The organism is Clostridium sp. CTA-17, assembly GCF_054767895.1.
In genome coordinates this window covers 213,430-238,758 of record NZ_BAAABF010000002.1, presented here as the reverse complement: position 1 = coordinate 238,758, position 25,329 = coordinate 213,430, and the positions used below count along the sequence as shown (strand labels likewise).

22 protein-coding genes are annotated in these 25,329 nt (G+C 28.6%); 5 read left to right on the top strand and 17 right to left on the bottom strand.

Annotation, left to right across the window (positions count from 1 at the left end; all coding sequences use genetic code 11):
• Nucleotides 1-215 precede the first annotated feature (215 nt).
• From ACYUCG_RS05375 to ACYUCG_RS05365, 3 genes are all read left to right on the top strand, one after another.
• Complete coding sequence (locus ACYUCG_RS05375; RefSeq protein ID WP_060795837.1) at nucleotides 216-968, top strand: ECF transporter S component; 753 nt, start codon at nucleotides 216-218, stop codon at nucleotides 966-968.
• Between the two features lie 204 nt (nucleotides 969-1,172).
• Entirely contained in the window at nucleotides 1,173-2,150 is a 978-nt protein-coding gene (locus tag ACYUCG_RS05370; protein WP_460268247.1) for a P1 family peptidase, read from the top strand.
• Nucleotides 2,151-2,388: 238 nt separating this feature from the next.
• Complete coding sequence (locus ACYUCG_RS05365; RefSeq protein WP_060795835.1) at nucleotides 2,389-2,568, top strand: alpha/beta-type small acid-soluble spore protein; 180 nt, start codon at nucleotides 2,389-2,391, stop codon at nucleotides 2,566-2,568.
• Nucleotides 2,569-2,616: 48 nt separating this feature from the next.
• Here ACYUCG_RS05365 and ACYUCG_RS05360 read toward each other — a convergent pair whose 3' ends face one another.
• The 5 genes from ACYUCG_RS05360 to clpB all read right to left on the bottom strand — a co-directional run bounded on the left by ACYUCG_RS05360 (nucleotide 2,617) and on the right by clpB (nucleotide 8,200).
• A complete protein-coding gene (locus ACYUCG_RS05360) occupies nucleotides 2,617-3,057 on the bottom strand; it encodes a gamma-glutamylcyclotransferase family protein (RefSeq protein ID WP_240298410.1) in 441 nt (146 codons plus the stop codon).
• Nucleotides 3,057-3,698, bottom strand: coding sequence for a pyroglutamyl-peptidase I (pcp, locus tag ACYUCG_RS05355; protein WP_240298411.1), 642 nt, complete (start codon nucleotides 3,696-3,698; stop codon nucleotides 3,057-3,059). Before pcp ends, ACYUCG_RS05360 begins: the two co-directional genes overlap by 1 nt.
• A gap of 35 nt (nucleotides 3,699-3,733) precedes the next feature.
• Nucleotides 3,734-4,663 carry a DUF979 domain-containing protein gene (locus ACYUCG_RS05350; RefSeq protein WP_060795832.1) on the bottom strand — a complete coding sequence of 310 codons (930 nt, stop codon included), beginning with the start codon at nucleotides 4,661-4,663 and terminating at the stop codon, nucleotides 3,734-3,736.
• A gap of 12 nt (nucleotides 4,664-4,675) precedes the next feature.
• Nucleotides 4,676-5,356, bottom strand: coding sequence for a DUF969 domain-containing protein (locus ACYUCG_RS05345; protein ID WP_333961313.1), 681 nt, complete (start codon nucleotides 5,354-5,356; stop codon nucleotides 4,676-4,678).
• Nucleotides 5,357-5,599: 243 nt separating this feature from the next.
• A complete protein-coding gene (gene clpB, locus ACYUCG_RS05340) occupies nucleotides 5,600-8,200 on the bottom strand; it encodes an ATP-dependent chaperone ClpB (protein ID WP_240298412.1) in 2,601 nt (866 codons plus the stop codon).
• Nucleotides 8,201-8,515: 315 nt separating this feature from the next.
• Here clpB and ACYUCG_RS05335 point away from each other — a divergent pair, with 315 nt between their 5' ends.
• Together ACYUCG_RS05335 and cls are read left to right on the top strand one after the other, a co-directional pair.
• On the top strand, nucleotides 8,516-10,057 hold the full coding sequence (locus ACYUCG_RS05335; protein WP_460268246.1) for a GTP pyrophosphokinase: 1,542 nt from the start codon (nucleotides 8,516-8,518) through the stop codon (nucleotides 10,055-10,057).
• Between the two features lie 79 nt (nucleotides 10,058-10,136).
• Entirely contained in the window at nucleotides 10,137-11,567 is a 1,431-nt protein-coding gene (gene cls, locus ACYUCG_RS05330; RefSeq protein WP_460268245.1) for a cardiolipin synthase, read from the top strand.
• A 161-nt stretch (nucleotides 11,568-11,728) separates the two neighbouring features.
• On the opposite strand, the gene ACYUCG_RS05325 is transcribed toward cls, so the two are convergent.
• The 12 genes from ACYUCG_RS05325 to ACYUCG_RS05270 form a co-directional block, all read right to left on the bottom strand.
• Nucleotides 11,729-13,354, bottom strand: a complete 1,626-nt coding sequence (locus ACYUCG_RS05325; RefSeq protein WP_460268244.1) for an FAD-binding protein — start codon at nucleotides 13,352-13,354, stop codon at nucleotides 11,729-11,731.
• Between the two features lie 200 nt (nucleotides 13,355-13,554).
• Complete coding sequence (gene hemL / locus ACYUCG_RS05320; RefSeq protein WP_096516188.1) at nucleotides 13,555-14,832, bottom strand: glutamate-1-semialdehyde 2,1-aminomutase; 1,278 nt, start codon at nucleotides 14,830-14,832, stop codon at nucleotides 13,555-13,557.
• Nucleotides 14,833-14,894: 62 nt separating this feature from the next.
• The gene (gene hemB / locus ACYUCG_RS05315; RefSeq protein ID WP_003457183.1) at nucleotides 14,895-15,860 is read right to left on the bottom strand and encodes a porphobilinogen synthase; all 966 of its coding nucleotides are present in this window, start codon (nucleotides 15,858-15,860) and stop codon (nucleotides 14,895-14,897) included.
• A 56-nt stretch (nucleotides 15,861-15,916) separates the two neighbouring features.
• Nucleotides 15,917-17,395 (bottom strand): uroporphyrinogen-III C-methyltransferase, encoded by a 1,479-nt coding sequence (gene cobA, locus ACYUCG_RS05310; protein WP_283704550.1) that lies wholly within the window; start codon nucleotides 17,393-17,395, stop codon nucleotides 15,917-15,919.
• Between the two features lie 8 nt (nucleotides 17,396-17,403).
• On the bottom strand, nucleotides 17,404-18,279 hold the full coding sequence (hemC, locus tag ACYUCG_RS05305) for a hydroxymethylbilane synthase (protein WP_240298415.1): 876 nt from the start codon (nucleotides 18,277-18,279) through the stop codon (nucleotides 17,404-17,406).
• 215 nt (nucleotides 18,280-18,494) lie between these two features.
• On the bottom strand, nucleotides 18,495-19,151 hold the full coding sequence (locus tag ACYUCG_RS05300; protein ID WP_283704551.1) for an NAD(P)-dependent oxidoreductase: 657 nt from the start codon (nucleotides 19,149-19,151) through the stop codon (nucleotides 18,495-18,497).
• Entirely contained in the window at nucleotides 19,115-20,317 is a 1,203-nt protein-coding gene (hemA, locus tag ACYUCG_RS05295; RefSeq protein ID WP_283704552.1) for a glutamyl-tRNA reductase, read from the bottom strand. The genes ACYUCG_RS05300 and hemA overlap by 37 nt, the downstream gene beginning before the upstream one ends.
• A gap of 181 nt (nucleotides 20,318-20,498) precedes the next feature.
• Nucleotides 20,499-21,479 carry a sulfite reductase subunit C gene (gene asrC, locus ACYUCG_RS05290; protein ID WP_003454647.1) on the bottom strand — a complete coding sequence of 327 codons (981 nt, stop codon included), beginning with the start codon at nucleotides 21,477-21,479 and terminating at the stop codon, nucleotides 20,499-20,501.
• 13 nt (nucleotides 21,480-21,492) lie between these two features.
• Nucleotides 21,493-22,284 carry an anaerobic sulfite reductase subunit AsrB gene (gene asrB / locus ACYUCG_RS05285; protein WP_460268243.1) on the bottom strand — a complete coding sequence of 264 codons (792 nt, stop codon included), beginning with the start codon at nucleotides 22,282-22,284 and terminating at the stop codon, nucleotides 21,493-21,495.
• Nucleotides 22,277-23,293 (bottom strand): anaerobic sulfite reductase subunit AsrA, encoded by a 1,017-nt coding sequence (gene asrA, locus ACYUCG_RS05280; RefSeq protein ID WP_329743686.1) that lies wholly within the window; start codon nucleotides 23,291-23,293, stop codon nucleotides 22,277-22,279. The genes asrB and asrA overlap by 8 nt, the downstream gene beginning before the upstream one ends.
• A gap of 240 nt (nucleotides 23,294-23,533) precedes the next feature.
• Nucleotides 23,534-24,226 (bottom strand): Crp/Fnr family transcriptional regulator, encoded by a 693-nt coding sequence (locus tag ACYUCG_RS05275; RefSeq protein WP_139933541.1) that lies wholly within the window; start codon nucleotides 24,224-24,226, stop codon nucleotides 23,534-23,536.
• A 217-nt stretch (nucleotides 24,227-24,443) separates the two neighbouring features.
• On the bottom strand, nucleotides 24,444-25,241 hold the full coding sequence (locus ACYUCG_RS05270; RefSeq protein WP_143831592.1) for a formate/nitrite transporter family protein: 798 nt from the start codon (nucleotides 25,239-25,241) through the stop codon (nucleotides 24,444-24,446).
• Nucleotides 25,242-25,329 lie beyond the last annotated feature (88 nt).

Sequence of the window (25,329 nt, the reverse complement as noted above, 5' to 3'; positions counted from 1 at the left end):
ACTACTTTATGTTTTTAATCCCTGTAAGTAAGCCATTCTACCTTTTATGGCATTTATAAATTTGCACAAAATTTCCTTTTTATATTGAATTCCTTAAAAAGTTAATGTTAAAATATCACTGTCGGTATTCTATATTAGAAGCTGAACTATTTTGTACGGTTAAAAATTTAACAACCGAATTATATCCCATTGGGAATAAGAACGGAGGAGAGTCAATGAATGCAGTCTATCAAACTAGACAAAAAACAAGAAAACTAGTAGTTATTGGTATGCTATCTGGTATATCAATATTTCTAGGATTAACAGGATTAGGATTTATAAATATTCCACCTGTTAAGGCTACTATTATGCATATTCCTGTTATAATAGGAGCTATTATTGAGGGTCCTATTGTAGGAGGATTAATAGGACTAGTTTTTGGATTATTTTCTATGTATCAAGCTTTTACGGCGCCAATGCCAACTAGCTTTATGTTCTGGAATCCTATTATAGCTTTAGTTCCTAGAATTCTTATAGGTGTAGTAAGTTACTACGTATATGCATCTATGATTAAAGGATCTAAAAAGAATTTAAAAGCTACATCAATTATAAGTTCTCTTATTCTTGGAGTTCTTCTATTTGTAAGTTCTGAAGCTTTAACAAATTCTTTAACTATATCAGCTATAATCGGTGTTTTATTCTTTTTAGCAAGTATGATTATCATGTTTAAATTTAAACATAAAAATAAAGAAGAAGCTTTATCTATAGGTACAGCTTCCGTACTTGGAACCCTAGTAAACACTATAGGTGTACTTGGCTTAACATATGTTTTTTATTTAGAAAGATATGCTTCTGCTCTAGGAATATCTGAACATGCTGCAAAATTAACTTTAGCAGGAATAGGAGTTACAAATGGAATTCCTGAGGCATTTATATCAGCCTTAATATCAATTCCTGTTATATTAGGAGTTAGAAAAATTTTAAGATAAATTAAGATTATAAATATATTTTAGCGTATAACTTACTTAAAGTTATACGCTAAAACTTTATACAGTTATTAGTAAAGGTTTAAATTTTATTAAACTTCATATAATTTTAAACTCTGTAAATTATCACTTATGTAAAATAAAGTCTTATTCTTAATAATATAACATTTAAATCATAAAAATAAGTTAATCGAGGTGTATATTATAATGTTTGAAATAAAAATTACTGATATTGAAGGTTTTAAACTAGGACATGCTCAAGATTTTGAAGGAGCTACAGGATGTACAGTTTTATTATGTGAAGAAGGAGCTTCTGGAGGAGTTGATGTTCGTGGTGGAGCTCCTGGAACTAGAGAAACTGATTTATTAAACCCTATGGAAATGGTTGATAAAGTTCATGCTGTAGTATTATCCGGTGGATCTGCCTTTGGACTTGACGCCTGCTCAGGGGTTATGGAATATCTAGAAAATAAAAATGTTGGATTTGATGTAGGAGTGGCTAAAGTTCCTATAGTATGTGGTGCTGTTTTATTTGACTTAGCCTGTGGAAATCCTAAAGTAAGACCTAATAAAGAAATGGGGTTTGAAGCCTGTAAAAATTCCGAAAACTATCTTGACTCAAAAAATGGTAATATAGGTTGTGGAACAGGTGCCACAGTAGGTAAAGCGTTAAATCAAAAACTTGCCATGAAAGGTGGTTTTGGAAGCTATGCCGTGCAAGTTGGGGATTTGAAAGTTGGTGCTATTGTAGGAGTTAATAGCCTAGGTGATATTGTTGATCCTAATAATAACAATAAAATAATAGCTGGTGGATTAAGTCAAGATATGAATTCATTTGTAAACATAGAAGAAAGTTTACTATGCAGTTATTCAAACCCTAGGAATATTTTTAAAGGAAATACAACCATTGGGTGTATAGTAACTAATGGATCTTTTAATAAAGCTCAAGCTAATAAAATTGCATCTATGGCTCAAAATGGTTTTGGAAGAACTATACGCCCTGCTCATACTATGTTTGATGGTGATACAATATTTACTCTTTCCTCAAACAAAGTTAATGCAGATATAAATGTAGTTGGTCTTTTAGCTGCTCAAGTTATGGAAAAAGCAATTATTAAAGCCGTTAAAGAAGCTGATTCTTCATATGGATTCTTATCACATAAAGACTTAAAATTTAATGTATAAATTAAAAAGCTCAAGCAGATACTAATTCTGTTTGAGCTTTTTTCAAAATTATATTAAGTTTTGTTTTTATAAACCAAATTAATTATATTTAGAATTTTGTACCATAATATGTTTTTTAAACCTATTATGGATATAAGTTTATAGATTATTAAATTCAATTCTGCACATCATAATAATGAAAGGAAAAGAACACTTAACCTTTCAAAAAATCTAATTAAACTTAAAGGAGGAATTCAAAATGGCACAATTAGTTCCAGAAGCAAAAAACGGATTAGCAAAATTCAAAAATGAGGTAGCAAATGAAATGGGAGTACCATTCTCAGATTACAACGGAGACCTTAGCTCAAAACAATGCGGAAGCGTTGGTGGAGAAATGGTTAAAAGAATGGTAGAAAAATACGAACAATCAATGAAATAATACTAAAAAATAAGAGGTAAGAAAATTCTTACCTCTTATTTTTTAGTATTAAGAAACTTTTTCAAGCATAAAGATTCTCCAATTTCCATCCTTTATTAATATACTGTTATTTTCAAAGTTCTCTTTATCATTCATTGCATAATAATAAACATAACACTTTTCAGAAGATTTCTTTCCTAAAATTTCAACATCCATCTCAATCCTATTATATTCATTGCTTTTATTATTGACTCCTAAGTATCCTTCCATAAGATCCATAGCATTTATAACATTTTCGTAATCAAGAATAGTCATGACTTCTCCATATACAAACCCATTCCCTTCAATTAAAGCAGGATATCCCTTTTTAGGCATATGATATAAAGTTCCTTTTACTCTTCCTAATTCACTTTTTATAACTTTCCCTTTTAAGTATTTTTCATAATTAAAAAATCCTGTTCTTAAACTTCCATAAACGAAGATTTTTCTTTTTATCCTTGGCTCTAACATTAGCAAACAGCTCCTCCTACAGTTTTAATATCATTATTATTTAAAACTATAGCCTTTATACTAAGCTCTAATCCTTTTGCTATATCATTAATAGACATAGAAGGTGTATTAGGTTTATTTACAACTTGTGCTGGAATATAAGGTACATGTATAAATCCAGCTCTTATATTTTTATACTTTTTATTTACTAAGTATAAAACTCCATACATAACATGGTTACAAACAAAAGTTCCAGCTGTATTAGAAACTGATGCAGGTATTCCATTATCAACCATTTCCTTAACCATTGCTTTTATAGGTAAATTACTAAAGTATGCACTTTCTCCATCTTCATATATAGTAATATCTATTGGTTGATTTCCTTCATTATCCTCTATTCTCGCATCATCCATATTTATAGCTACTCTTTCTGGAGTTACACCAAATCTTCCTCCAGCCTGTCCTACAGAAATAACTACATCTGGTTTAATTTCTTCTATTTTTTCTTCTATTTTTTTAATAGATTTTCCAAAAACTGTAGGTATTTCTAATTTAATAACCTCAGCTTCCTCTATATTTTCTGGTATCATTTTAACAGCTTCTAAAGCTGGGTTTATACTTTCTCCTCCAAAGGGATCAAATCCTGTAATTAATACTTTCATTCTCATACACTCCTTACTTTCTAATACCTAGTTAATTAAAATGCTAAGAAATACATTAAAGCTATATGTATAACTAATAAAATTATAGCAAATAAACTTTGACATTTCATAACCACATTCTTATCTTTTGTCTCTAATAAGGCTGCTGGCATAATATTAAAGTTTGCTGCCATTGGCGTTAATAATGTTCCACAATATCCTGCAGTTAATGCTAAAGCTCCTGCTATGGCTACATTAGCTCCTTGAGCAAATACAAATGGTAATCCTATTCCAACAGTTATAACTGAGAATGCTGCAAATGCATTTCCCATTATCATAGTAAATACAGCCATACCTACACAGTAAGCTATTACGCCTGCTAATATATTTCCTTCTGGAATAAAATTAGATATACCTGATGATATAACATCTCCTACTCCTGCTGCAGTAAATACTGTTCCTAAAGCCGCTAAAAGCTGAGGTAATATACTTGTAGATCCAACTGATTGAACCATCCTATTACTATCCTCTACTAAATGCTTTGGTTTAGCCTTTAATACTAAGAAAGTTGTTATTACAGCTGCAACAGAAGCTATCCCTATGGCAACGGTTCCTGACAAACTTGTAAACTGTGCAATAACTAAAGATCCAACTGCTATTACAATTGAAGGTAAAAAAATCTTATTCTTTAGTTTTTTAGCTTGCATTTCTGCAAAATCTACATTAGGCATCTTTAGGTTTCCTATATTTACTTGTTTACTTGCAGTTAATACTCCTATAACTAAAAGTAAAGCCCCTACTACTACAGGTGGAATAGCTGCCCCAGCTATAAATATAATTGCTAATATGGTCCAAAAGATTGCTGTTCCTATTCTAGTTTTATGTTCCTTGTCTTTTAATGTATCAATTGCAGTATTTAACATTAAAAGTCCTACTATTATATAAAAGATTTCAAGCAATATATTAGAAATCATTTGCATATTCATTAATTATCACCCCTATTTTATCTCTTCTTTGTTCTTTGATAGGTTTCTACTTAGCCTTTTATCTAACAATCTATTTTGTAATACTCCTAATATTAAAGCTATTATAGCTATTGGAACTGAAGCTTTTGCTATCTCTAAAGCATTAACTCCATATCCTAGTTCTTCTAATGTTCCTGCTATTAAAAGAACTCCTGAACTAGCTAAGAATACATTTTGTCCAAAGAAGTTTCCATAGTTGTCCATTGCAGCCGCTGTTCCTTTTATTAAATCTTTATTTTTATCATCTAATTCTCCATATTTACTGACAGCTGCTCCTTGAGCCATTGGATTTATAAGTGGTCTTATAAATTGTGCTTGTCCACTTAATCTTAGTGAAACTGCAGACCCAACTTCTCTAATAAATAAATAGCAACTTAAAAGTTTTCCAGTTGACATATTTTTCATATTTTTTATTAAGGTTATAGCTCTTTCTTTTAAACCAAATCTTTCACACATACCTATTACAGGTAAAGTTAGTATAAATAATGTCATGTGTCTTTGACTTACAAAAGTTGAGCCTAGTTTTTCCAATATTTCATACAAACTCATATGTGCTACTAAGCCAGTTGATAACCCTGCTACTAATACAACTGCTATAGTATCAAATTTAAGTGCGAATCCTATTATTACTATTACTATTCCTATCAGTTCCACTCTTATCTCTCCTTTTTAAATTATAATTTTATATTTATTATTTTTTTATTTTCGTATTTTAAAAATATTATAACCATAAAATTTTCAATTTTCTACAGTTTTTTATTAATATTTTATAAATTTAAAATGTTTTCATTGTTAATTTGTTTTTTATTATCATTTTATTTAAAATATATTTAAAATTACACAAAAATAAGGAACATAGATTTGTTAAACCTATGTTCCTTATAAATTTACTATATTTTATTTTCTAGAAACTATAATTTTTCCATCTACTCCATCTATTAAAGCAACAGATCCATCATAAATTTCTCCTGCAATTATCTTCTTAGCTATTTCAGTTTCTAAGACATTACTTATATATCTCTTTAATGGTCTAGCTCCATATACTGGGTCATATCCTTCTTCAGCTAATATTTCCTTAGCTTTGTCAGTAACTTCAAGAGTTATATTTCTTTCTCTTAATCTATTTTCAACGTCTCTTAAGAAGATATCTATTATTTTCTTGATTCCTTCACTGCTTAAAGGTCTAAACATTATGATATCATCTACTCTGTTTAAGAATTCTGGTTTGAATCTTAACTTCATTTCATTCATAACATTTTCTCTAATATCATCTTCTATACCTTCATTAGATTTATTTTCTAATAAGTATCCACTACCTATATTAGAAGTCATGATTATTATAGTATTTTTAAAATCAACAGTTTTACCTTTATTATCTGTTAATCTACCATCATCTAATATTTGAAGGAATAAGTTAAATACATCATCATGTGCTTTTTCTATTTCATCAAATAATATTACTGAATATGGGTTTCTTCTAACAGCTTCTGTTAATTGTCCCCCTTCTTCATATCCTACATATCCTGGAGGAGGTCCTATTAATCTAGATACTGCATGTTTTTCCATATATTCAGACATATCTATTCTTACTATATTGTCTTCACTATCAAATAAATTTCTAGCTAAAGTTTTTGCAAGCTCTGTTTTACCAACTCCAGTAGGTCCTAAGAATATAAATGATCCTATTGGTTTTCTTTCATCTTTAAGACCTGCTCTAGCTCTTATTACAGCATTAGCCACTGCAGTTGTAGCCTCATCTTGACCTATTACTCTTTCTCTTAATTCTTCTTCTAGTCTTAAAAGTTTTTCTCTTTCACTTTCAACTAGTTTTGTAACAGGAATTCCAGTCCATTTTGAGATTATTTCTGAAATTTCATTTTCAGTAACTTCTTCTTTTAATAAAGCATTTTCATTGTCTTTTTCCATACTTGCTTCTTGTTCTTTTATTTTACGCTCAAGTTCTGGAATTTTTCCATATTTAAGTTCTGCAACTTTATTTAAATCATATTCTCTTTCATATTTTTCAGCTAATCCTCTTGCTTCATCTAACTCAGCCTTTAAGTCCCTAACTGCTGAAATATGAGATTTCTCTTTTTCATATTTAATTGTCATCTCATCATTTTTATCTTGAAGTTCAGCAAGCTCTTTTTCTAAAGAAACTAATCTTTCCTTAGATGCATCATCATTTTCTTTTGATAAAGCTTCCTTTTCAGTTTCAAGCATTAAAATCTTTCTTCTTATAATGTCTAATTCAGTTGGAAGAGAATCTATTTCACTTCTTATCATAGCACCAGCTTCATCTATTAAATCTATAGCCTTATCTGGTAAATATCTATCTTGAATATATCTATGAGAAAGTTTTGCAGCAGCTACTATTGCTGAATCATGTATTCTAATTCCATGGTGAATTTCAAATCTTTCTTTTAATCCTCTTAAAATAGATACAGTTTCTTCAACTGTTGGTTCTTCAACTATTACAGGTTGGAATCTTCTTTCTAGAGCTTTATCCTTTTCTATATATTGTCTATATTCGTCAAAAGTTGTAGCTCCTATACAGTGTAACTCACCTCTTGCAAGCATTGGTTTAATTAAGTTTCCTGCATCCATTGCACCATCTGTTTTACCAGCGCCTACAATTGTATGAATTTCATCTATGAATAAAAGTATTTTTCCTTCTGAACTTTGAACTTCTTTTAAAACAGCTTTTAATCTTTCTTCAAATTCTCCTCTATATTTAGCACCAGCTATTAATGCACCCATATCTAATGAAATAATTATCTTATCCTTTAGTCCTTCTGGCACATCTCCTCTTACAATTCTTTCTGCTAATCCTTCAACTATAGCAGTTTTACCAACTCCAGGTTCCCCTATTAGTATTGGATTATTCTTAGTTTTTCTTGAAAGGATTCTAACAGCTCTTCTTATTTCTTCATCTCTTCCTATAACAGGATCTAATTTATGTTGTTTTACAAGTTCTATTAAATTAGTACCATATTTATCTAAAGCTTCATAAGTTCCTTCTGGATCTTGTGAATCCACTCTTTGACTTCCTCTAACTTCATTTAAAACTTTTAGGAATCCATCTTTAGTTATGTTATTTTTTCTTAAGATTTCTCCTACAGCTCCATTTTTATCTATATCAATCATTGCAAGCATTACATGCTCAACACTTATATATGAATCTTGAAATTGTTTTGAAATTTCTTCTGCCTTTATTAATACTTCATTTATTCTTCTTGTAGCAGTAACCCCTGATGATTGTGCTGCTTCTCCTAAAACCTTAGGCATTCTATCTATTTGAACATGAATGTCTCTTTTTAATGACTCTATGTTAACACCCATTTTTTCAAATATATTAGGAATTAAACCATCTTTTTGATTTACTAATGCTGAAAATAAGTGAATTATATCTAATTGTTGATTATTATATTTAACTGCTATTTCATAAGCATCGTTTAAGCTTTGTTGTACTCTTAATGTCATTTTATCTGCATTCATTTTATCACCTCAATATTCTCTTTTTTGTATCTTATGTAATTATAATACTATAAAAGTCAAAGAAAGTCAAAGTCTATTTTTCACTTTCAGAATTTATTAATTAGTACTGTTTTTTTCTTATAATTTATTATTAATAAATCATTTATATAATTAATATTTAATTATAAGGAGGTTTTATTAACAAATTATTCATTTTTCTAAAAGCACTTATATATAATATTATTTAAAATTACTCTATTGTTATACTTACTATATGTTGGTATTATTAAACTATACTGACTTTACTTATAAACTAACAAGGACGGTGTTTTAAATTTGGAATTAAAAGTTTTTGAATTTACAAAAGGTACTTTAGAATTACTTAAGGATATGAAAAAAGATTTGGCCTATAGCGCAAATTTGCTTGATGATTTTTTCTACTCCTTACTAGAGAACTCTTGTGAAGGATTTTTTAATATATCAACTAGAGTAAAATCTGCTTCTAGTTTAAAAGAGAAAATAATAAGACATAATTATTACATAAAATATGATTCCCCTACGGATTTATTTAGAAACCTATCTGATTTAATAGGTGTCAGAATAGAATGTAGATTTATAGAAGATGAGGAACATATATTTAAATTTATAAGAACAATATTTAATTGCACTAATGAGGATGGATTTTCTTACTCATCGCAAAATCCAAATATATTTTTAGACCTTAGAGAACATCAACCTTTAAAACAAAAAAATGGTTTTGAATTATATAGAATAGATGGATTTATTCTAAATGAAGAAGAAAAGTTTAATTTTGAACTTCAAATAAAATCTATGGTAAATAATTTTTGGGGTGAAATTGAACATAAAATCATATATAAAAACTATAATATGATTTTAGGGGATAAATTTTATAAGAATATACTTAATTCTATTAAAAACAATTTATGTTTAATCGATAATCAACTTCTAACTATATTCAACCATGTTAATTCTCACATGGATAATTCTAATGGTGTTGGATTAAAAAAAGAAGGTATTGAAATTTTACTTTCTAAAATGATATATGATATATACTCTTCTAAAGTAAAACATGATTTAGGTATATCTGTTGATTTTAGAAATGCCTGTGACATAATAATAGATTATATATTTACTAAAAACAATTGTAATACTTCTCAAGAATATTATAATACTTTTGTAAATACCTCAGTAAGATTAAACGAAGTTTTTAAGGATTCCATATCTTTTAAAAACAAATTATCCATAGGTGCTGAGCCTCTATGTTTTGACTCAGAATTTTCTAATTCAATTGGTAATAAACTTGCCCATGCTATGAATTATGATTTTCATTGGAATTTATTCTTTAAAATACTATTTCAAATAGAACCTGGTAACAATAGAGAAGATTTTTATTCATTTATAAGATACTTAAAGACTATTTTTTCTAATAGAGATTCTTATCTAAATCTTTATTTAACTTTTTCAGCGGAAGAAGTATCAGTAATAAAGGAAGATATTTTATTTTCTTTAAATAAGGCATTCTTAGAAATTGACTCTATAAAATTTATTTATAGGGATAAACTTTCTGAAATATTCAATCACATAGATGATTATGTTAAATTCCTATGTGAAGGCATAGATTCTTACGAAAATTATGCAAGTCACAAATATCTTTACACAGAATATCTTTATCTTACTATATTAAGTTCTTTTAATATGGACTTAGATAAGAATTCTATATTAGAATTTGCTAGTGAACTCAAAAATAGCAAATGTAAACTTAGAATAAGCTATAAGGGAATAAAGCTTTTAGCATCTACCCCTGAAAATTGTACTGTCAACATAAATGAACTTTTAGAACAAATATATATAAGGTAACATTTTTAGTTTATCAGTCTAATATATATTAAAAAAATTTAGACTGATAAACTTTTTTAAATACAAAGGAGGAATTCTTATGCACTTATTTTTAAATATAATATTCTTAATAAATATTGTATTTATTATTTCCATAATCTTTATTGAAAGGAGAAATCCACAAACTACTTGGGCTTGGATTTTAATATTAACCTTTCTACCCATATTAGGATTTATAATCTACATTTTATTTGGTCAAAATATTACACGTGAAAAAAACTTTAAGAGAAAAATTCTAGATGACAAAACAAAACAAAAATATTTAAATTCATTTAAGTCTAACTACAAACTAGATGATATTTCTTTAAAATATAAAGACTTAATAATGATGAACTTCAATAATGACAACTCAACCTACACTCAACGTAATGATATAGATTTATATTTTGATGCTAATAGTCTTTTTGAAGAAATGATTGATGAAATAAATAAAGCCGAAAAATTTATTCATATGGAATTTTATATTTTTAAAAGCGACGAAATAGGCAAAAAAATCTTACAAGCCCTAACTAAGAAAGCTAAAGAAGGTGTTGAAGTAAAATTACTAGTAGATTCTATTGGTAACTCTATACACAAAAAAGATATAGATAAATTAAAGGCAGCTGGTGGAGATTTTAAAATATTTTTTCCTGGCTTTTGCAAATATATAAACTTGAGAATTAACTATAGAAATCATAGAAAAATACTTATTATAGATAGCAAAGTAGCTTTTTTAGGTGGCTTTAATATAGGTGATGAGTATCTTGGAAAGGATAAAAATATTGGTTATTGGCGTGATACTCATACTAAAATAAAAGGCCTTGCTATTAATGATCTAGAAGGAAGATTCCTTTTAGATTGGAGTTATGCTAATGAATCAGATTTAGACATAGATTTAAAAAAATATTTTATAAATCCTCATTCAACTGATTTGCCAAAGAAGATTATTGGATCTCAAATAGTTTCTTCTGGTCCTGACCATACTGAACAACAAATAAAAAATGGATATTTTAAAATTATAAATTCAGCTAAGAAAAATTTATTCATACAAACTCCTTATTTTGTCCTTGATGAACCTATGCTTGAAGCTTTAAGACTTGCTGCCTTATCTGGAGTTGATGTAAAAATAATGCTACCTGGTAATCCTGATCATAAATTTATGGGATGGATAGCAAACTCTTATTTTGAATCCTTATTAAATGCTGGTGCAAAGATCTACTTATATGAAAAGGGCTTTCTTCACGCTAAAACCATAGTGGCAGACTCTTCTATATGTAGTGTAGGAACAGCTAACATGGATATAAGAAGCTTTTCTTTAAACTTTGAAAGCAATATATTTATATATAATGAAGCTATTTCAAAATCTATGGAAGAACAATTCTTTAAAGACCTAAAGGTGTGTACTAAAGTAACCCTTGAAAGTTTTGAAAAACGATCTATTATATCACGAATTGGAGAATCCATAATAAGATTAGTATCTCCTTTAATGTAGAAAAATACAGTGTATGTTTTGCCATACACTGTATTTTTTATTAATAATAAGTTACAAAACTTTAAATTATATTAATTAACCACGATTTTAAAATAATATTGATTTCTAGATATAAAAGGCTATCTTAATAATCTATTAGAATTTTATTATTTATAGTAATTCTAATTTTCTTTAAAATAAGCTTTAATATCATCACCTAACTCTACCATTATCATCTTATCCATGTTTTTATTTGCCTTTGGATAATCATATCTATAATGAGAACCTCTACTTTCTTTTCTAAGGTCAATTGCTTTTAATATAGCCTTGCATAATAATATATTATTTTCTAATCTATATGAGTTTCTTAAACTCTCCATATTTACTTCTTTCTTATATACAAACCCCTTAGATATTTCCTCTAATTTTAAAAGTGAATTTTTAACACCTACTTCACTTTTTTCTATCATTGCATTTTTAAACATAATTTCTTGAACTTCTAAAATAAGATCCTCTGCTCCTTCTATTTCATAAACTTCAAATTCTACTTCTTCTTTTTCACTTAAACCTTTACTAGAAGCATATCTACTAGCACTTTTTCCAGCTATTTTACCAAAAACAAGACCATTTGCTGTAGATAATCCCCCTATTCTGTCTGCACCATGCATACCACCTGTACATTCTCCAGCTGCAAATAATCCCTCTACCTTTGTTTCTGACCATTTATTTATGCTAATTCCTCCATTAGCTGCATGAAAAAATATTCCAATATTTATTTCATCATCTGGAGTAAGATGTTTATTTTCCTTTAACCATTTAAAATAAACTTCAATAAATTCTGGCATATTATTCTTTAGACTATCTTTATATCTAACAGTAACTCCATTTTTATTTTTCATAAACTCTTTAAATATAACATAGTCAATATCCTTAGAGTCTAATCTTGAAGTAAAAGGTCCATAAGTCGATCTTTTTTCAAGCTTTTCTCTTAGGTTTTCTATATCTTTAAATACATCTTCTCCCTCTTCATTTCTAGCTTCTATATATTTAAAGGTTTTCTCATTAAATATAGTTTTTGGACAGGGCTTTATATATCCTGGCATCATTTGCATAAATTCTATATTTGTTAAGTTACACCCAACCTTTAAAGCTAAAGCTTGTCCCATACCTGTTATATCTGTAGTATTTAACCTATATTTAAATAAACCACCTATACCTCCTGAGGCAATTACAAGTGCTTTACATTTTATAAACTCAAGCTTATTTAAACTGTTAATAAGTATTACACCTATAATCTTATTATCTTCCTTTACTATTTCAATTACCTCTGAAAAAGGATATTCCAAAACTTCATTGCTCTTTAACTTATTGTCTAAAACTTTTTTTGCACTTTCAAATAAAATACCATTCCAATTTCTATTTTTATGATCAAAACATGGAATAAATTCTTTTTCTCCTGAATTATTAGCTTCTTTAAGCTTAACACCCATTTCTTTTAATAAATCTATACTTGGATTAATATTTTTAACAAAGGTTTCTACTAATTCCTCATCAACAACATTGCACCCAACTTCTTTAATTGTCTTAGCTAAATCTTCTTCATCATTTCTATCCTCTGGCCCTATTAAACCTAAGCCCCATGTACCAGGATAAAAGCTTGACCCTGAAAAGATATTTGAACTACTTGAGATTATTACCTTTTGACCATTATTAGAGGCTTCAATTGCTGCCATAATTCCTGCAATTCCAGCTCCCATTACAAAAACATCACATACTTTATCTTTTTTTAACTTCACTTTTTCTCTCATAAATACCCCACTTAATTAAAATTTCTAATTATAAAATTAAAGCTGATTTATAGGTATATAAATATCTTAATTAAGAAGAAAATTTCTAATACAAAAACATATAAGTATATTAAATTTGTAATAAAGCTTCCTATTAAATTAAGTCTTTTCTTAAATATATACCTAAAAATCAGCATTCATTTAAAACTTTTTAAATTTTATTATCCTTCAAAACTTTCAAAAGCTTCTAAGAATTTATCTATATGTTCTTCTGTATGTTTTACACTTAAGAACATTGCTTCAAATTGTGATGGTGGTATATTAAATCCTTTGTTTAACATATGTAAGAAGTATCTCTTAAATCTTTCTCCATCACAAGTTTTTACATCATCATAACATTTAACTTCTTTTAAATCAGTAAAGAATAAAGTCATCATTCCACCTTGTCTATTAACAACAAGACCAATACCTTTTTTCTTTGCTATTTCAAGAACTCCCTTTTCAAGTTTTGATCCTATTTTTTCAATATGATCATAGTATGATGGATTTTCATAAAGTTTTTTAACTGTTGCAAGTCCTGCACTCATTACTATTGGGTTTCCTGACATTGTTCCAGCTTGATAAACTCCACCTAATGGTGATAAGTTTTCCATTATCTCTCTTCTTCCACCATATGCTCCACAAGGTAGTCCACCACCCATTATTTTAGCATAAGTAACTAAATCTGGCTTAACATCAAATAAAGTTTGTGCTCCTTTATATGCTACTCTAAATCCACACATAACTTCATCAAATATAAGAAGTGCTCCATATTTATCACATAATTCTCTAAGTTTTCTCATAAACTTAGGATCACATTTAACAACACCCATATTTCCAGCAACTGGCTCTATTATTATTCCAGCAATATCATTTCCGTACTTTTCAAATAATTCTTCAACTTGCTTCTCATCATTGTATATTCCTATTAAAGTATTCTTTATACTTTCCTCTGGAACACCTAAGCATCCTGGAATTCCTTCTGTTAATACTCCTGATCCAGCTTCTATTAAGAATCCATCAAAGTGTCCATGATAGCATCCTGCAAACTTAATTATTTTATCTTTCTTTGTGTATCCTCTTGCTAACTTTACAGCACTCATAGTAGCCTCTGTACCTGAGTTTACCATTCTTATCATGTCGACATTGTCTAATGTTTCACATAAAAGCTTAGCTAAGTCTAATTCTAATTTTGTTGAAGCACCAAAGGCTATACTTTCCTCTGAAGTTTTCTTTATTGCTTCTACTACATCTTCATCACAATGACCTAATATCATTGGTCCCCAAGCTAAAACAAAGTCAATATATTCATTTCCATTCTCGTCCTTTATCATAGCTCCTTTACCACTTTTTATTACTGGAGGATTTATTCCAACACTTCCAAAAGATCTTACAGGACTATTAACTCCACCTGGCATATATTTTTTTGATTCTTCAAATATTTCTTTATTTCTGTCCATATTCATTCTCCTAACTATAAGATTGTTAACCAAATATATTTTGATTATATTATAGTCTTAAACTATTCTTGTAACCATTTAGCAGCTTCTATAGCATAATAAGTTATTATCATATCTGCTCCTGCTCTTTTCATTGATAAAAGCATTTCTAAAGCTACTTGTTTTTCGTTTATAAGTCCAAGTTTAGCTGCTGCCTTAACCATAGCAAATTCGCCACTTACATTATAAACACAAACTGGTACATCTACTTTATTTCTTACTTCCTTAACAATATCTAAATATGATAAGGCAGGTTTAACCATAACTATATCTGCACCCTCTTCTATGTCTTGCTCTACTTCTTTTATGGCTTCTCTTGAGTTTGCAGGATCCATTTGATAAGTTTTTCTATCTCCAAATTGTGGTGCTGAATTAGCAGCTTCTCTGAAAGGACCATAGAAAGCTGAGCAATATTTTGCAGAATAACTCATTATTCCAACATTAACAAATCCAGCTTCATCTAAAGCATTTCTCATAGATAATATTCTTCCATCCATCATATCTGAAGGAGCTACCATATGAGCACCAGCCTTAGCGTGTGAAACTGCTATTTTATCTAAGAAACTTAAAGTCTTGTCATTATCTACATCTTTTCCTTCTATTATTCCACAATGACCATGACTAGTATATTCACACATACAAACATCAGTTATTACTAATAAGTTCTCATAATCTTCTCTTAATTTTCTAATAGCCTTTTGAACAATTCCATTATCAGAATATGCCTCTGATCCACAAGCATCTTTATGTTCTGGAAGACCAAATATGATTACACCTTTTATATTTAAAGCTACCACTTCATCAACTATTTCATTTAATCTATCTAAAGATACATGATAGTTTCCTGGCAGAGAACTTATCTCCTTTTTTATGTTGTTTCCTTCAACTACAAATATAGGAAATATAAAGTCATTTGCTGTTAAAATATTTTCTCTAACAAGGTCTCTCATTTCCTTATTTATTCTAAGTCTTCTTCCTCTCTTTATCATAATCTTTCCTCCTAATTTGTTTGTAATTTGCCTATAAAATTAATTTTACCACAAATTTATTTTTTAACCTCTTGCCATATACCCTCAATTTCACTTAAAAATCCATCTCCACAATGTGTTTTGCACATTTTTCCTTCAATTCCACTTTCATTTAAAGCTTTTAAGGTTATAGGTCCTATAGCTATGCTTACTTTCTCTTTAAGAGCTTCAAGTCCAATCATATCAATCATGTTTTTAACCGTTGAAGGACTTGTGTATAATACCATATCAACTTCCTTGAAAGCTCTTGGATTTTTGACATCTCCGCATACAGTATCATAAATATTAACTCTATGACATTTTGCTCCTAAAGCAGCTAAATTATCAAACAAATATTCTCTACTTAAAGAAGAACATGGAACTAATACTTCTTCTCCTTCTTTAATATTATCTTTTAAAACTTCAAATAAACCTTCCGCTGTAAATGAATGAGCCATTATGCTTGGCACAATACCTCTAGATATTAAAGCTTTTTTAGTTGCTTTTCCTAGTACAGCAAAATCTGCTTTTATTTTTCTTATATCAACTTGATTTTTTACTAAATAATCAAAGAATACATTAACAGCATTTACTGAAGTAAATACTATATGATCATATTTTTCTAAAGTATTAATATATTCATCTAAATTTTCTGCAGTTTCTTTTATTTTTATAGAGTTTATTTCTGTTACTTCTGCACCTAACTCTTTTAATTTCCACTTAATCTCTTTAGATTGTTCCTTAGATCTTGTTAAACAAATATTAGCTCCAAATAGAGGTAATTTTTCATACCATGAAAGTTTTTCATTTAATGAAACAACATCCCCAACAACTATTATACAAGGTGATTCTAACTTAGCTTCTCTAACCTTTTTACATATATTTTCTAATGTTCCAATAACCTTTCTTTGCTTTGAAGTTGTTCCTCTCATTACTACTCCACAAGGAGTTTCTATAGCTTTACCATTTTCTAAAAGCTTCTCAACAATTGTCTCTAAATTTGAAAGTCCCATCATAAATACTAAGGTTCCATTTTCTTTTGCTAGAGCTTCCCAATTTACATTTAAGGTTCTTGCTGACATTCCTGTTACAATATGAAAACTCTGTGCTAACCCTCTATGTGTTATTGGTATACCAGCATAATTTAAAACAGAAATAGGTGAAGTAACCCCTGGAATAACTTCAAAAGGTATGTTTTCTTCTACTAAGGCTAATACTTCTTCTCCACCTCTTCCAAAAACATATGGATCTCCACCTTTTACTCTACCAACAACATGACCTTTTTTAGCAAGTTCAACTATACTTTCATTTATCTCTTCCTGTGTTTTATAATGGCATCCTGGCTCTTTTCCACAATAGTAAATCTCACAGTCATCATTTAAGTAATTAAGTATATTGTTTCCAACTAATCTATCATATAAGACAGCTGTGCATTTTTGTAATGCATTTATTGCTTTAAGTGTTAATAACTCTTCATCTCCAGGACCTGCCCCTATTATATATGCTTTTTTACTCATAGTTCCTCCTAGACCTCTCCTAATATTTTTTCTGCAAGTTTTTTTCCTAATAATATATTATCTTCTTTATTTCCTAATATATCTTTTTTAACTATTCTATTATTTACAGTAAATGTACCTATCATATATAAGTCATTATCTTTAACTTCTGAATAAGCACCTATAAGACTATGACATCCTCCGTTTAATACCTTCATAAAGCTTCTTTCAGCTTCAACAGTAGTTCTAACCTCTTTGCTATCTAAAGCTTTAAAATAGTCATTAAATTCTCCACCTTTTAAGCACTCTATTCCTAAAGCTCCTTGACCAATAGCAGGTAAAAATACCTTTGGATCAAAATAATCACTTATTACATCTTCCATACCAAGTCTTTTTAATCCTGCTGCCGCTAAAATTATTCCATCTAAATTTTCTTCAGTTATTTTTTTTATTCTAGTTTGAACATTACCTCTAATTGGAACAATCTCTAAGTCATCTCTAAATAACTTTAATTGTTCTGCACGTCTTATACTGCTAGTTCCGATTCTAGCTCCTTTTCTTAAATTAGATAAAGTTGATCCATTTAAAGATACAAAGGCATCTCTTATGTCTTCTCTTTCAGGCATTGCAACAAGATCAAATTCGCTAGGAAGTTCAAAAGGAACATCTTTCATACTATGAACTGCTCCATGAGCTTCTTTATTTAAAAGAGCTAGTTCTATCTCCTTTACAAATAGACCCTTTCCACCTATTTTATTTAATGAAACATCTAGTCTTCTATCGCCTTCTGTCATAACTAAAAGTTTCTTACTATCTACATTTTCTTTTTCCTTTAAAAGTTCCATAACTTTTTCAGTTTGCACTTGTGCTAACTTACTTTTTCTAGTCGCTATTATTAATTCCATTAATCCAAACCTCACATTTTGATTATTTTTATAATAAATTTAATACTCTTTTTAAAGCATTTAAAACAATTTCTTACCTTAATAAATCTAAAGTCCTGTATCAAAATAACTGCTTATAAAACTTATAAACATTATGAAGAGAAATCTAGTAATTCTCGGAATATGATTGTAAGTTTTATCACCATATTTCCATACAGTATCCTCTTATATTTACTTTAATCCTCAGTTAATGAATTAGCTAATTCTTCTCCTAAAACATTTCTTAAGTATTCATATTCTCTTTTTTCTAAAAGGGCATTTTTAAATTCTTTACTTGAAATAACCTCTATTATATTATCCTTTAACTCTTCTTTTTTAGCTTTTTCTCTAATCTTTGCCACCTTAATTGAGTATATGTCATTTTCCTTAATAATATTTGATACTTCTTCTCCTATAGCTCTAGTTATTCTAGGCGATCCTAATTTACTACTTATACTAAAGCCTAGATTTTCATAACATCTGCTGTAAGGAATAGCTACAATACCTTCTTTATAATTAGCTGCATTTAAATATAGTTTATACTCTTTCTCACAATCCTTGCTTATCTTATGTACTAGAGAACTTTCATCCACAGCTATTATTATAAGATGCGCATCTTTTATAAACTCTTTATAATAGTTTCCCTTTTCAAGTTTTAAATTTTTATTTTCAATATCTAAGATTTCCTTTGAAAACTCTTTAGATAAAATATGTACATAACAACCTTTTTCTAATAATCCTTTAACCTTTATGGTGGCTGCTTTTCCTCCACCTATGACCTTAACGTGAAATTTACTACTTATAATGTTTATTGGTACTAAGTTAAAAATATCTTCTCTATTATTTCTGCACAAGAACTATCACTTCCCTTTAAGGCTTCACTTTTTAAAAGTTCTATTGCCCTATTAACATAAGCATCAGCTGTACTTTTTATCATTCTTTCTGCTAATTTAGCATTTTCTCCATTTCCCTTATTAGAAAAAGTCTTTATTCTTTCACTACAAATTTCATTTTCTCTTATTTTTATGTTTCTTATTTTACTTGAAACTTCTCTTATTTTAAGCCAGTTTAAAAATTCCTCTATGCTCTCTTCAACTATATGCTTATACTCTTCCATTCGTTCTTTTCTTATTTTTTTATTCTTATCATCAATCTTACTTATTTCATCTATATCCTTAAGGATTACTCTCTCTTTTTCTGATAATTCCTTGTCAACATCTCTTGGAACAGCTAAATCATATATATGTATTGTCTCCCCTTCAGTTTTTATATCTTCATTTCTAACTACTGTATGAGGGGCTGCTGTACAAGAAACTATACAATCAATCTCATTTATAACTTGATTTTTCTCATTAAAATCTAAAACTTCTACAATTTCACCTTCTAAATCACTTGCCTTACTCTTATCCCTTACTATTAAATAAATACACTCTACTTTATGGCTTAAAAGGTGCTTAATTGCTAACTTCCCAATTTCTCCATATCCTAATACCATAAATTTTCTACATCCTTTTAATAAGGCACTATTTATTGATATTGATACTGACGAAACTGGAACTTCAAACATTTTACACTCTGTTTTAAATTTTTTACCACAAGCAATAGCTATTTCAAACATCTTTTGTAATTCTGATGAAATACTATTATCTGAAATAGCTGTTTTATAAGCATCTTTAATTTGTCCTAGGATTTGATCTTCACCTAAAATTCTTGAATGAAAACCACAAATAACCTCCATAAGATGGGTTACTGCTCTCTTTTCCTTTGATAAAAACATATATTTTTTCAAATCATCATTCCAATTGAACACATTAAAAATTTTTTCAAAAATTTCATCCTCTGAAATATCTTCAGTGCAATTAAAATAAATCTCTGTTCTATTGCAAGTATTTAATATTACAACTTCTTTAAATGAATTTAATAATTCTCCTACGTATTTCTTATGTTTTTTAGGATATAAGGCTAATTTTTCTCTTATTGCTATATCTACATTCCTTTTAACCCCTATAACTCCTATCATGAACTGCCTCCTAAGTTTTTATATCATCTGTTAAAATTTTATTAAAACACTCTATTTTATAATATCATAAAAATTATATATGCCCAATGAAATAATTGTATTAGTTATATTAAAAATACATATTTATTATAATTAATAACCTATATAAATAAAAGCACTCTATAAATAGAGTGCTTTTTTATTAAAATCCGTTTGTATAATGTATTCCGCTCCAATAAACATTATTTTTCATTAATGCTTTTTCAGATAAAGTTACTCCTTCTAAAGCCCACTTTTTGAATTCCATAAATCCAGTTCTGTCTATTATATATCCAATGTGCTCTTTTCCACCTGGAGCGTCTTTAGCAATATATTCTGTAACATATTTATAAGTATTTAAGATTATTTTTATGATGCTATCCTCATCTACCCAAAGTATAAAATCTTCTGCTAATCTTGGATTTTTCTTTCCTGTTCTACCCATTATAGCTAATCTGTAGTATTTTTCTTTACTTCTTGTCCATGCATTTGTTGGGCAATTCATAACACATTCTCCACAACCAATACATTTGCTTCCATCTCTAACTACTTTGAAGTTTTCAAAACTTAAAGCTCCTGTAGCTTTCTTTTTACAAGCTCTAACACAGGCTCCACAAGATACACATCTATTTCTTTCATATTGTGGCTCTGTCATACCTATAATACCAAAGTCATGCATTCTAGCCTTAATACAATCATTTGGACAGCCAGTTAAAGCTATTTTGAAGTGTAAATCATTTGGGAATATTGCTTTTTCTATTTTCTTAGCAAAATTTGTTGTATTGTAATTAGCAAATGGACAAACATTATTTCCTATACATGCTGAAACGTTTCTTGTTCCTGCTGCATTGTATCCATCTCCTGGATTTTCTTGATTTATTTCTAAAGCTTCTATAATAGGTTGAAGCTTTTTATTTACCTCTGGTATATCTTTCATATCTATTCCTGGTATTTCAAAACCTTGTCTAGTTGTGATATGAACTGTACCATCTCCATAAGTATCAGCTATTTCTTGAATGTTAAGTAATAACTTAGCATCTAAGTGTCCACCTGGAACTCTTATTCTTGATGCTGTATATCCTCTTCTTTTAGTTACCCTAAAAGCGTTCTTCTTAAGTTTTTTAGTATTTATATCTAAAGACATAGTCCTTTTCCTCCTAATCTATTAAAAGTTTACCCTTAGTGTAGTTGAATACTGGTCCATCTAAGCATATGTATGTATCATCGATTTTACAGTGTCCGCATTTACCTAATCCACAACACATTTTTCTTTCTTGAGATATCCAAATATTTTCTTCTTTAATTCCTCTTTTTAAGAATTCTAAAACTGTAAACTTCATCATCATTGGAGGACCAACAACTATAACTTGAACATTATCCATATCTTTTATTTCTAATTCAGGAATGTACTTAGTTACAAGTCCTGTATTTCCTTCATAACCTTCTTCAGCAGAGTCAACAGTTATGATCATATTCATATTCTTTTCCCATTCTTTCATGTCATCTTTGAAAAGAATATCCTTTGGTCCTTTAAATCCACTTATAAGAGTAAAACTTTCTGCCTCTTGTGGATTTTGTGAGAAATAATCTACTATTCCTTTAACTGGTGAAAGTCCAGTTCCTCCAGCAACAACTATAACTTCTTTTCCTTTATAGTTATTAACATCAAAGCCATTACCATAAGGTCCTCTTAAGAAAAGTTTATCTCCTTCGTATTTTTCAAATATTTCATTTGTTACTACTCCAACTCTTCTTATTGTAAGTTCCACAGAGTCTTCTCCTATACCACTTACTGATATTGGAGCCTCTCCAAACTTTGGAAGAGAAACTTCAAAGAATTGTCCTGGCTTAACATCACCTTTAAATTCCATTCTAAAAGTATATTCTATGTCAGTATGTTTTTTTACGTTTAATATTTTTGATATAAAAGGAGTATATTCATTATGCATTATCTTTCACCTCTTCTACAGCATCTTTAAGTTTATTTACACATTCTGAAAAAGATATGTACTCTGGACAGATATCATCACATCTACCACATCCAACACACATATGGTATCCCCATCTCTTTTTGTAGTCATATACTTTGTGCATAACTTTAAATCTCATTCTTTGCCCTTTATCTTTTCTAAAGCTATGTCCACCAGCCATATCTGTATATCCATCTACTTGACATGAAGCCCAAACTCTTCTTCTTTCACCTGCATTTTCATTATCTTTGTAGAATACATCTTGCATTGTGAAACAAGTACATGTTGGACATACAAAGTTACATCTTCCACAAGCTATACATCTCTCTGAGTATTCATTCCATACAGTTGATTTGATTATGTTTAAATCAATTCCTTTTGGAACTTCAACTTTAGTTTCATTTTCTTCTACAAACTTTGGTGAAACTTCTTCTTTATTACTTTCTACTGCTTCAAAGATTTTTGATAACTCTTCATCTTTTATATCTAATAAAACTTCATCATTATCTAATCCTATATATGCTGAATATTCATCTGTTTTATTAGTTCCCATGCTTACACAGAAACAATTATCAAAGCTATTTTCACATCCCATTACTATAAACTTAGCTTTTTCTCTTAGTTTTTTGTAATAAGGATCTTCAAAACCATTTCTTAAGTATATATCATCAATTCTTCTTAAGGAATGCATATCACAGCTTCTTAAGAAAATTAATATATTCTTTTCCTCTACACTTGCTTCACTAAATTTATCTTCAGTAAAGAAGAATAAAGTTTGAGTTATTGGAAGTAAAACTTCTTTATATGAAAAATCTGACTTCTTTGAAAACTCAATATCATTTATAGAATCTATTTCTCCATATCTTGTCATGTCAGTATCTGAAAATCTTCCTTTACCTTCCATAACTTTAGGAGCGTATATCTTATATTCTTTTTTTAAACAGTCTATTATCTTATCAAAATTGTCTTTTGTAAGCCTTAAACCCATAATAAAACACCTCTTAAATTTAACTTTATTTTGAAATTAAATAAATTCTAATAGATTATAATGATGAAAGTTTTTTTCTTTCATTTGTTTATAACATTTTAATAATTAAGAATTTAACAAAGTCTATTATAAGAATAAAGTTTTATTGAGTATGTGATTTTTGTTACACTGTAAAAATTCTTAAATTACAAAACAAAAAAACAAGTAAAAGCTCACAATATTTAATTTTCTAAAGCTTCATTATATTAATGATTTAAAATATGCAGCAATTCTTTCTCTATCAGGTACTATTATCTTTTTATTTTCTTTTATTATTAAATTTTCATCTCTTAAAGTTTTAATAGCTCTAGATACACTTTCCCTTGGAGAACCAAACATATCTGCTAAGTAAGTTATGCTTATATCTAAATCAATAAGTGTCCCCTCTGGCACTTCTTTCCCATAATCCTTGCTTAATTTCCAAAGCTTTGCTGCTACTCTTTTTTCTAATTTTATTGGAGTTACATTTTTCATTTGTCTATATAATCTTCTTACCTTTTTACTCATTTCATTTAAAACAATCTTTGTAAGCTCAAAATCTTGGCTCATTATATTTAATAATTTATTTTTGTCTATACTCAGTATTATTGAGTTTTCAAAAGCTTCTCCATTTATTGAGGCAGGCAAATCATCAACTATTACTTCATTTAAAAAGCTTTCCTCTCCAAGTATGTAAACTATTCTCTTTTGCCCATATTCATTCATCTTATATAGGGTTACTTTTCCTTTTAAAACAATAAAAATATCCTGAACCTTATCTTTATCTCTAAAAATATGCTCTCCCTTTTTCTTTTTTAAAACTTTAGAATTTTTCTCTATATATTTTAAGGTTTCATCATTAAGTCCCGAAAAGAAACTTATACCTTTTAATTTATCACTACTTAATGCTTTCATAATCTCTCCTACTCTATAAAAATCTTATTATTCAAACACAATATAATCTAATTTAACACAAAATTTCATTAAATAATAGAACTTGTATAATTATATTTTTAACATTTAAAAGAAAAATATAAAATAGGATTTTATGAAAATATAATAAAAAAACTTACAAACTTATTCTGAGAATTAATAGAATCCTCTTCATAATCTTTGTAAGTTTTATAAAAAGCTATTTTTGAATATGAACTAGTTTTTTATTTTCTACTTTTTTATTAGATATATAATAGTAGGTTACCCCTAAAAGAACCCCACCTAGTATATTTCCTAGTGTAACAAAAAATAGATTATATAAACATCCTGCTACTGTTATAATAGCTCCCTTTGTTAATATAACTCCTATTACTAATAAGCTCATATTTGCAATGCTGTGTTCAAAACCAGATGTTACAAAGGCAAAAAGACACCAGAATATCATTATTAACTTTGATGTTTCTGTTTTTAATCTAAAGGTACACCATACAGCTAAGCATACTAATATGTTACAGAATATTCCTCTTATAAATAATTGCTCTGGTGGCAAGCTTATTTTTATTTCAGCAGTTTTAATCATAAAATCACTTACACTGCCTGTAGTTAATCCTGCCCCTATAAAACCTAAAGCAGCTATTATAGATCCTAAAAAATTACCAGCATAAGCTAGTCCCCATACTTTTCCGCATTCTTTAAATGTTACCTCTTTGTTTAGCATTCCTATAGTCATTACAAAATTATTTCCTGTAAAAAGTTCTGATCCTGCAAAAACCACTAAACTCAAGGCTACACCAAAAGATGCTCCCATTATTATTTTAGTGCTTGGAGAATTAGCACTATCTAATATTCCTCCTATGGTAAATGCTAGCATTATACCAAAACTTACGTAAAGTCCAGCAAGCATAGCATATACTAAATAACGGCCCTTACTATTATTTAGCAGATTAATCTTTCCTCTGCCTGCACTAATAACATTACTAAATTCTTCCCTAAACATGTTAAAGCCTCCCCACTTAAAAGTCTTCCCTTAGATTCTAAAATAAAAAAGACTTAATCACTATAATAAAAGAAGAAAAAATTTATTT

Bases quoted from the DNA above. Each gene is read 5' to 3' on its own strand.
- ACYUCG_RS05350 (WP_060795832.1), bottom strand. From the start codon at position 4,663: ATGAATATGCAAATGATTTCTAATATATTGCTTGAAATCTTTTATATA.
- pcp (WP_240298411.1), bottom strand. From the start codon at position 3,698: ATGAAAGTATTAATTACAGGATTTGATCCCTTTGGAGGAGAAAGTATA.
- asrC (WP_003454647.1), bottom strand. From the start codon at position 21,479: ATGTCTTTAGATATAAATACTAAAAAACTTAAGAAGAACGCTTTTAGG.
- cls (WP_460268245.1), top strand. From the start codon at position 10,137: ATGCACTTATTTTTAAATATAATATTCTTAATAAATATTGTATTTATT.
- asrB (WP_460268243.1), bottom strand. From the start codon at position 22,284: ATGCATAATGAATATACTCCTTTTATATCAAAAATATTAAACGTAAAA.
- ACYUCG_RS05370 (WP_460268247.1), top strand. From the start codon at position 1,173: ATGTTTGAAATAAAAATTACTGATATTGAAGGTTTTAAACTAGGACAT.
- ACYUCG_RS05375 (WP_060795837.1), top strand. From the start codon at position 216: ATGAATGCAGTCTATCAAACTAGACAAAAAACAAGAAAACTAGTAGTT.
- ACYUCG_RS05325 (WP_460268244.1), bottom strand. From the start codon at position 13,354: ATGAGAGAAAAAGTGAAGTTAAAAAAAGATAAAGTATGTGATGTTTTT.
- clpB (WP_240298412.1), bottom strand. From the start codon at position 8,200: ATGAATGCAGATAAAATGACATTAAGAGTACAACAAAGCTTAAACGAT.
- ACYUCG_RS05275 (WP_139933541.1), bottom strand. From the start codon at position 24,226: ATGAAAGCATTAAGTAGTGATAAATTAAAAGGTATAAGTTTCTTTTCG.
- hemL (WP_096516188.1), bottom strand. From the start codon at position 14,832: ATGGACAGAAATAAAGAAATATTTGAAGAATCAAAAAAATATATGCCA.
- hemA (WP_283704552.1), bottom strand. From the start codon at position 20,317: ATGATAGGAGTTATAGGGGTTAAAAGGAATGTAGATATAGCAATAAGA.
- ACYUCG_RS05365 (WP_060795835.1), top strand. From the start codon at position 2,389: ATGGCACAATTAGTTCCAGAAGCAAAAAACGGATTAGCAAAATTCAAA.
- ACYUCG_RS05360 (WP_240298410.1), bottom strand. From the start codon at position 3,057: ATGTTAGAGCCAAGGATAAAAAGAAAAATCTTCGTTTATGGAAGTTTA.
- asrA (WP_329743686.1), bottom strand. From the start codon at position 23,293: ATGGGTTTAAGGCTTACAAAAGACAATTTTGATAAGATAATAGACTGT.
- hemB (WP_003457183.1), bottom strand. From the start codon at position 15,860: ATGATAAAGAGAGGAAGAAGACTTAGAATAAATAAGGAAATGAGAGAC.
- cobA (WP_283704550.1), bottom strand. From the start codon at position 17,395: ATGAGTAAAAAAGCATATATAATAGGGGCAGGTCCTGGAGATGAAGAG.
- hemC (WP_240298415.1), bottom strand. From the start codon at position 18,279: ATGGAATTAATAATAGCGACTAGAAAAAGTAAGTTAGCACAAGTGCAA.
- ACYUCG_RS05270 (WP_143831592.1), bottom strand. From the start codon at position 25,241: ATGTTTAGGGAAGAATTTAGTAATGTTATTAGTGCAGGCAGAGGAAAG.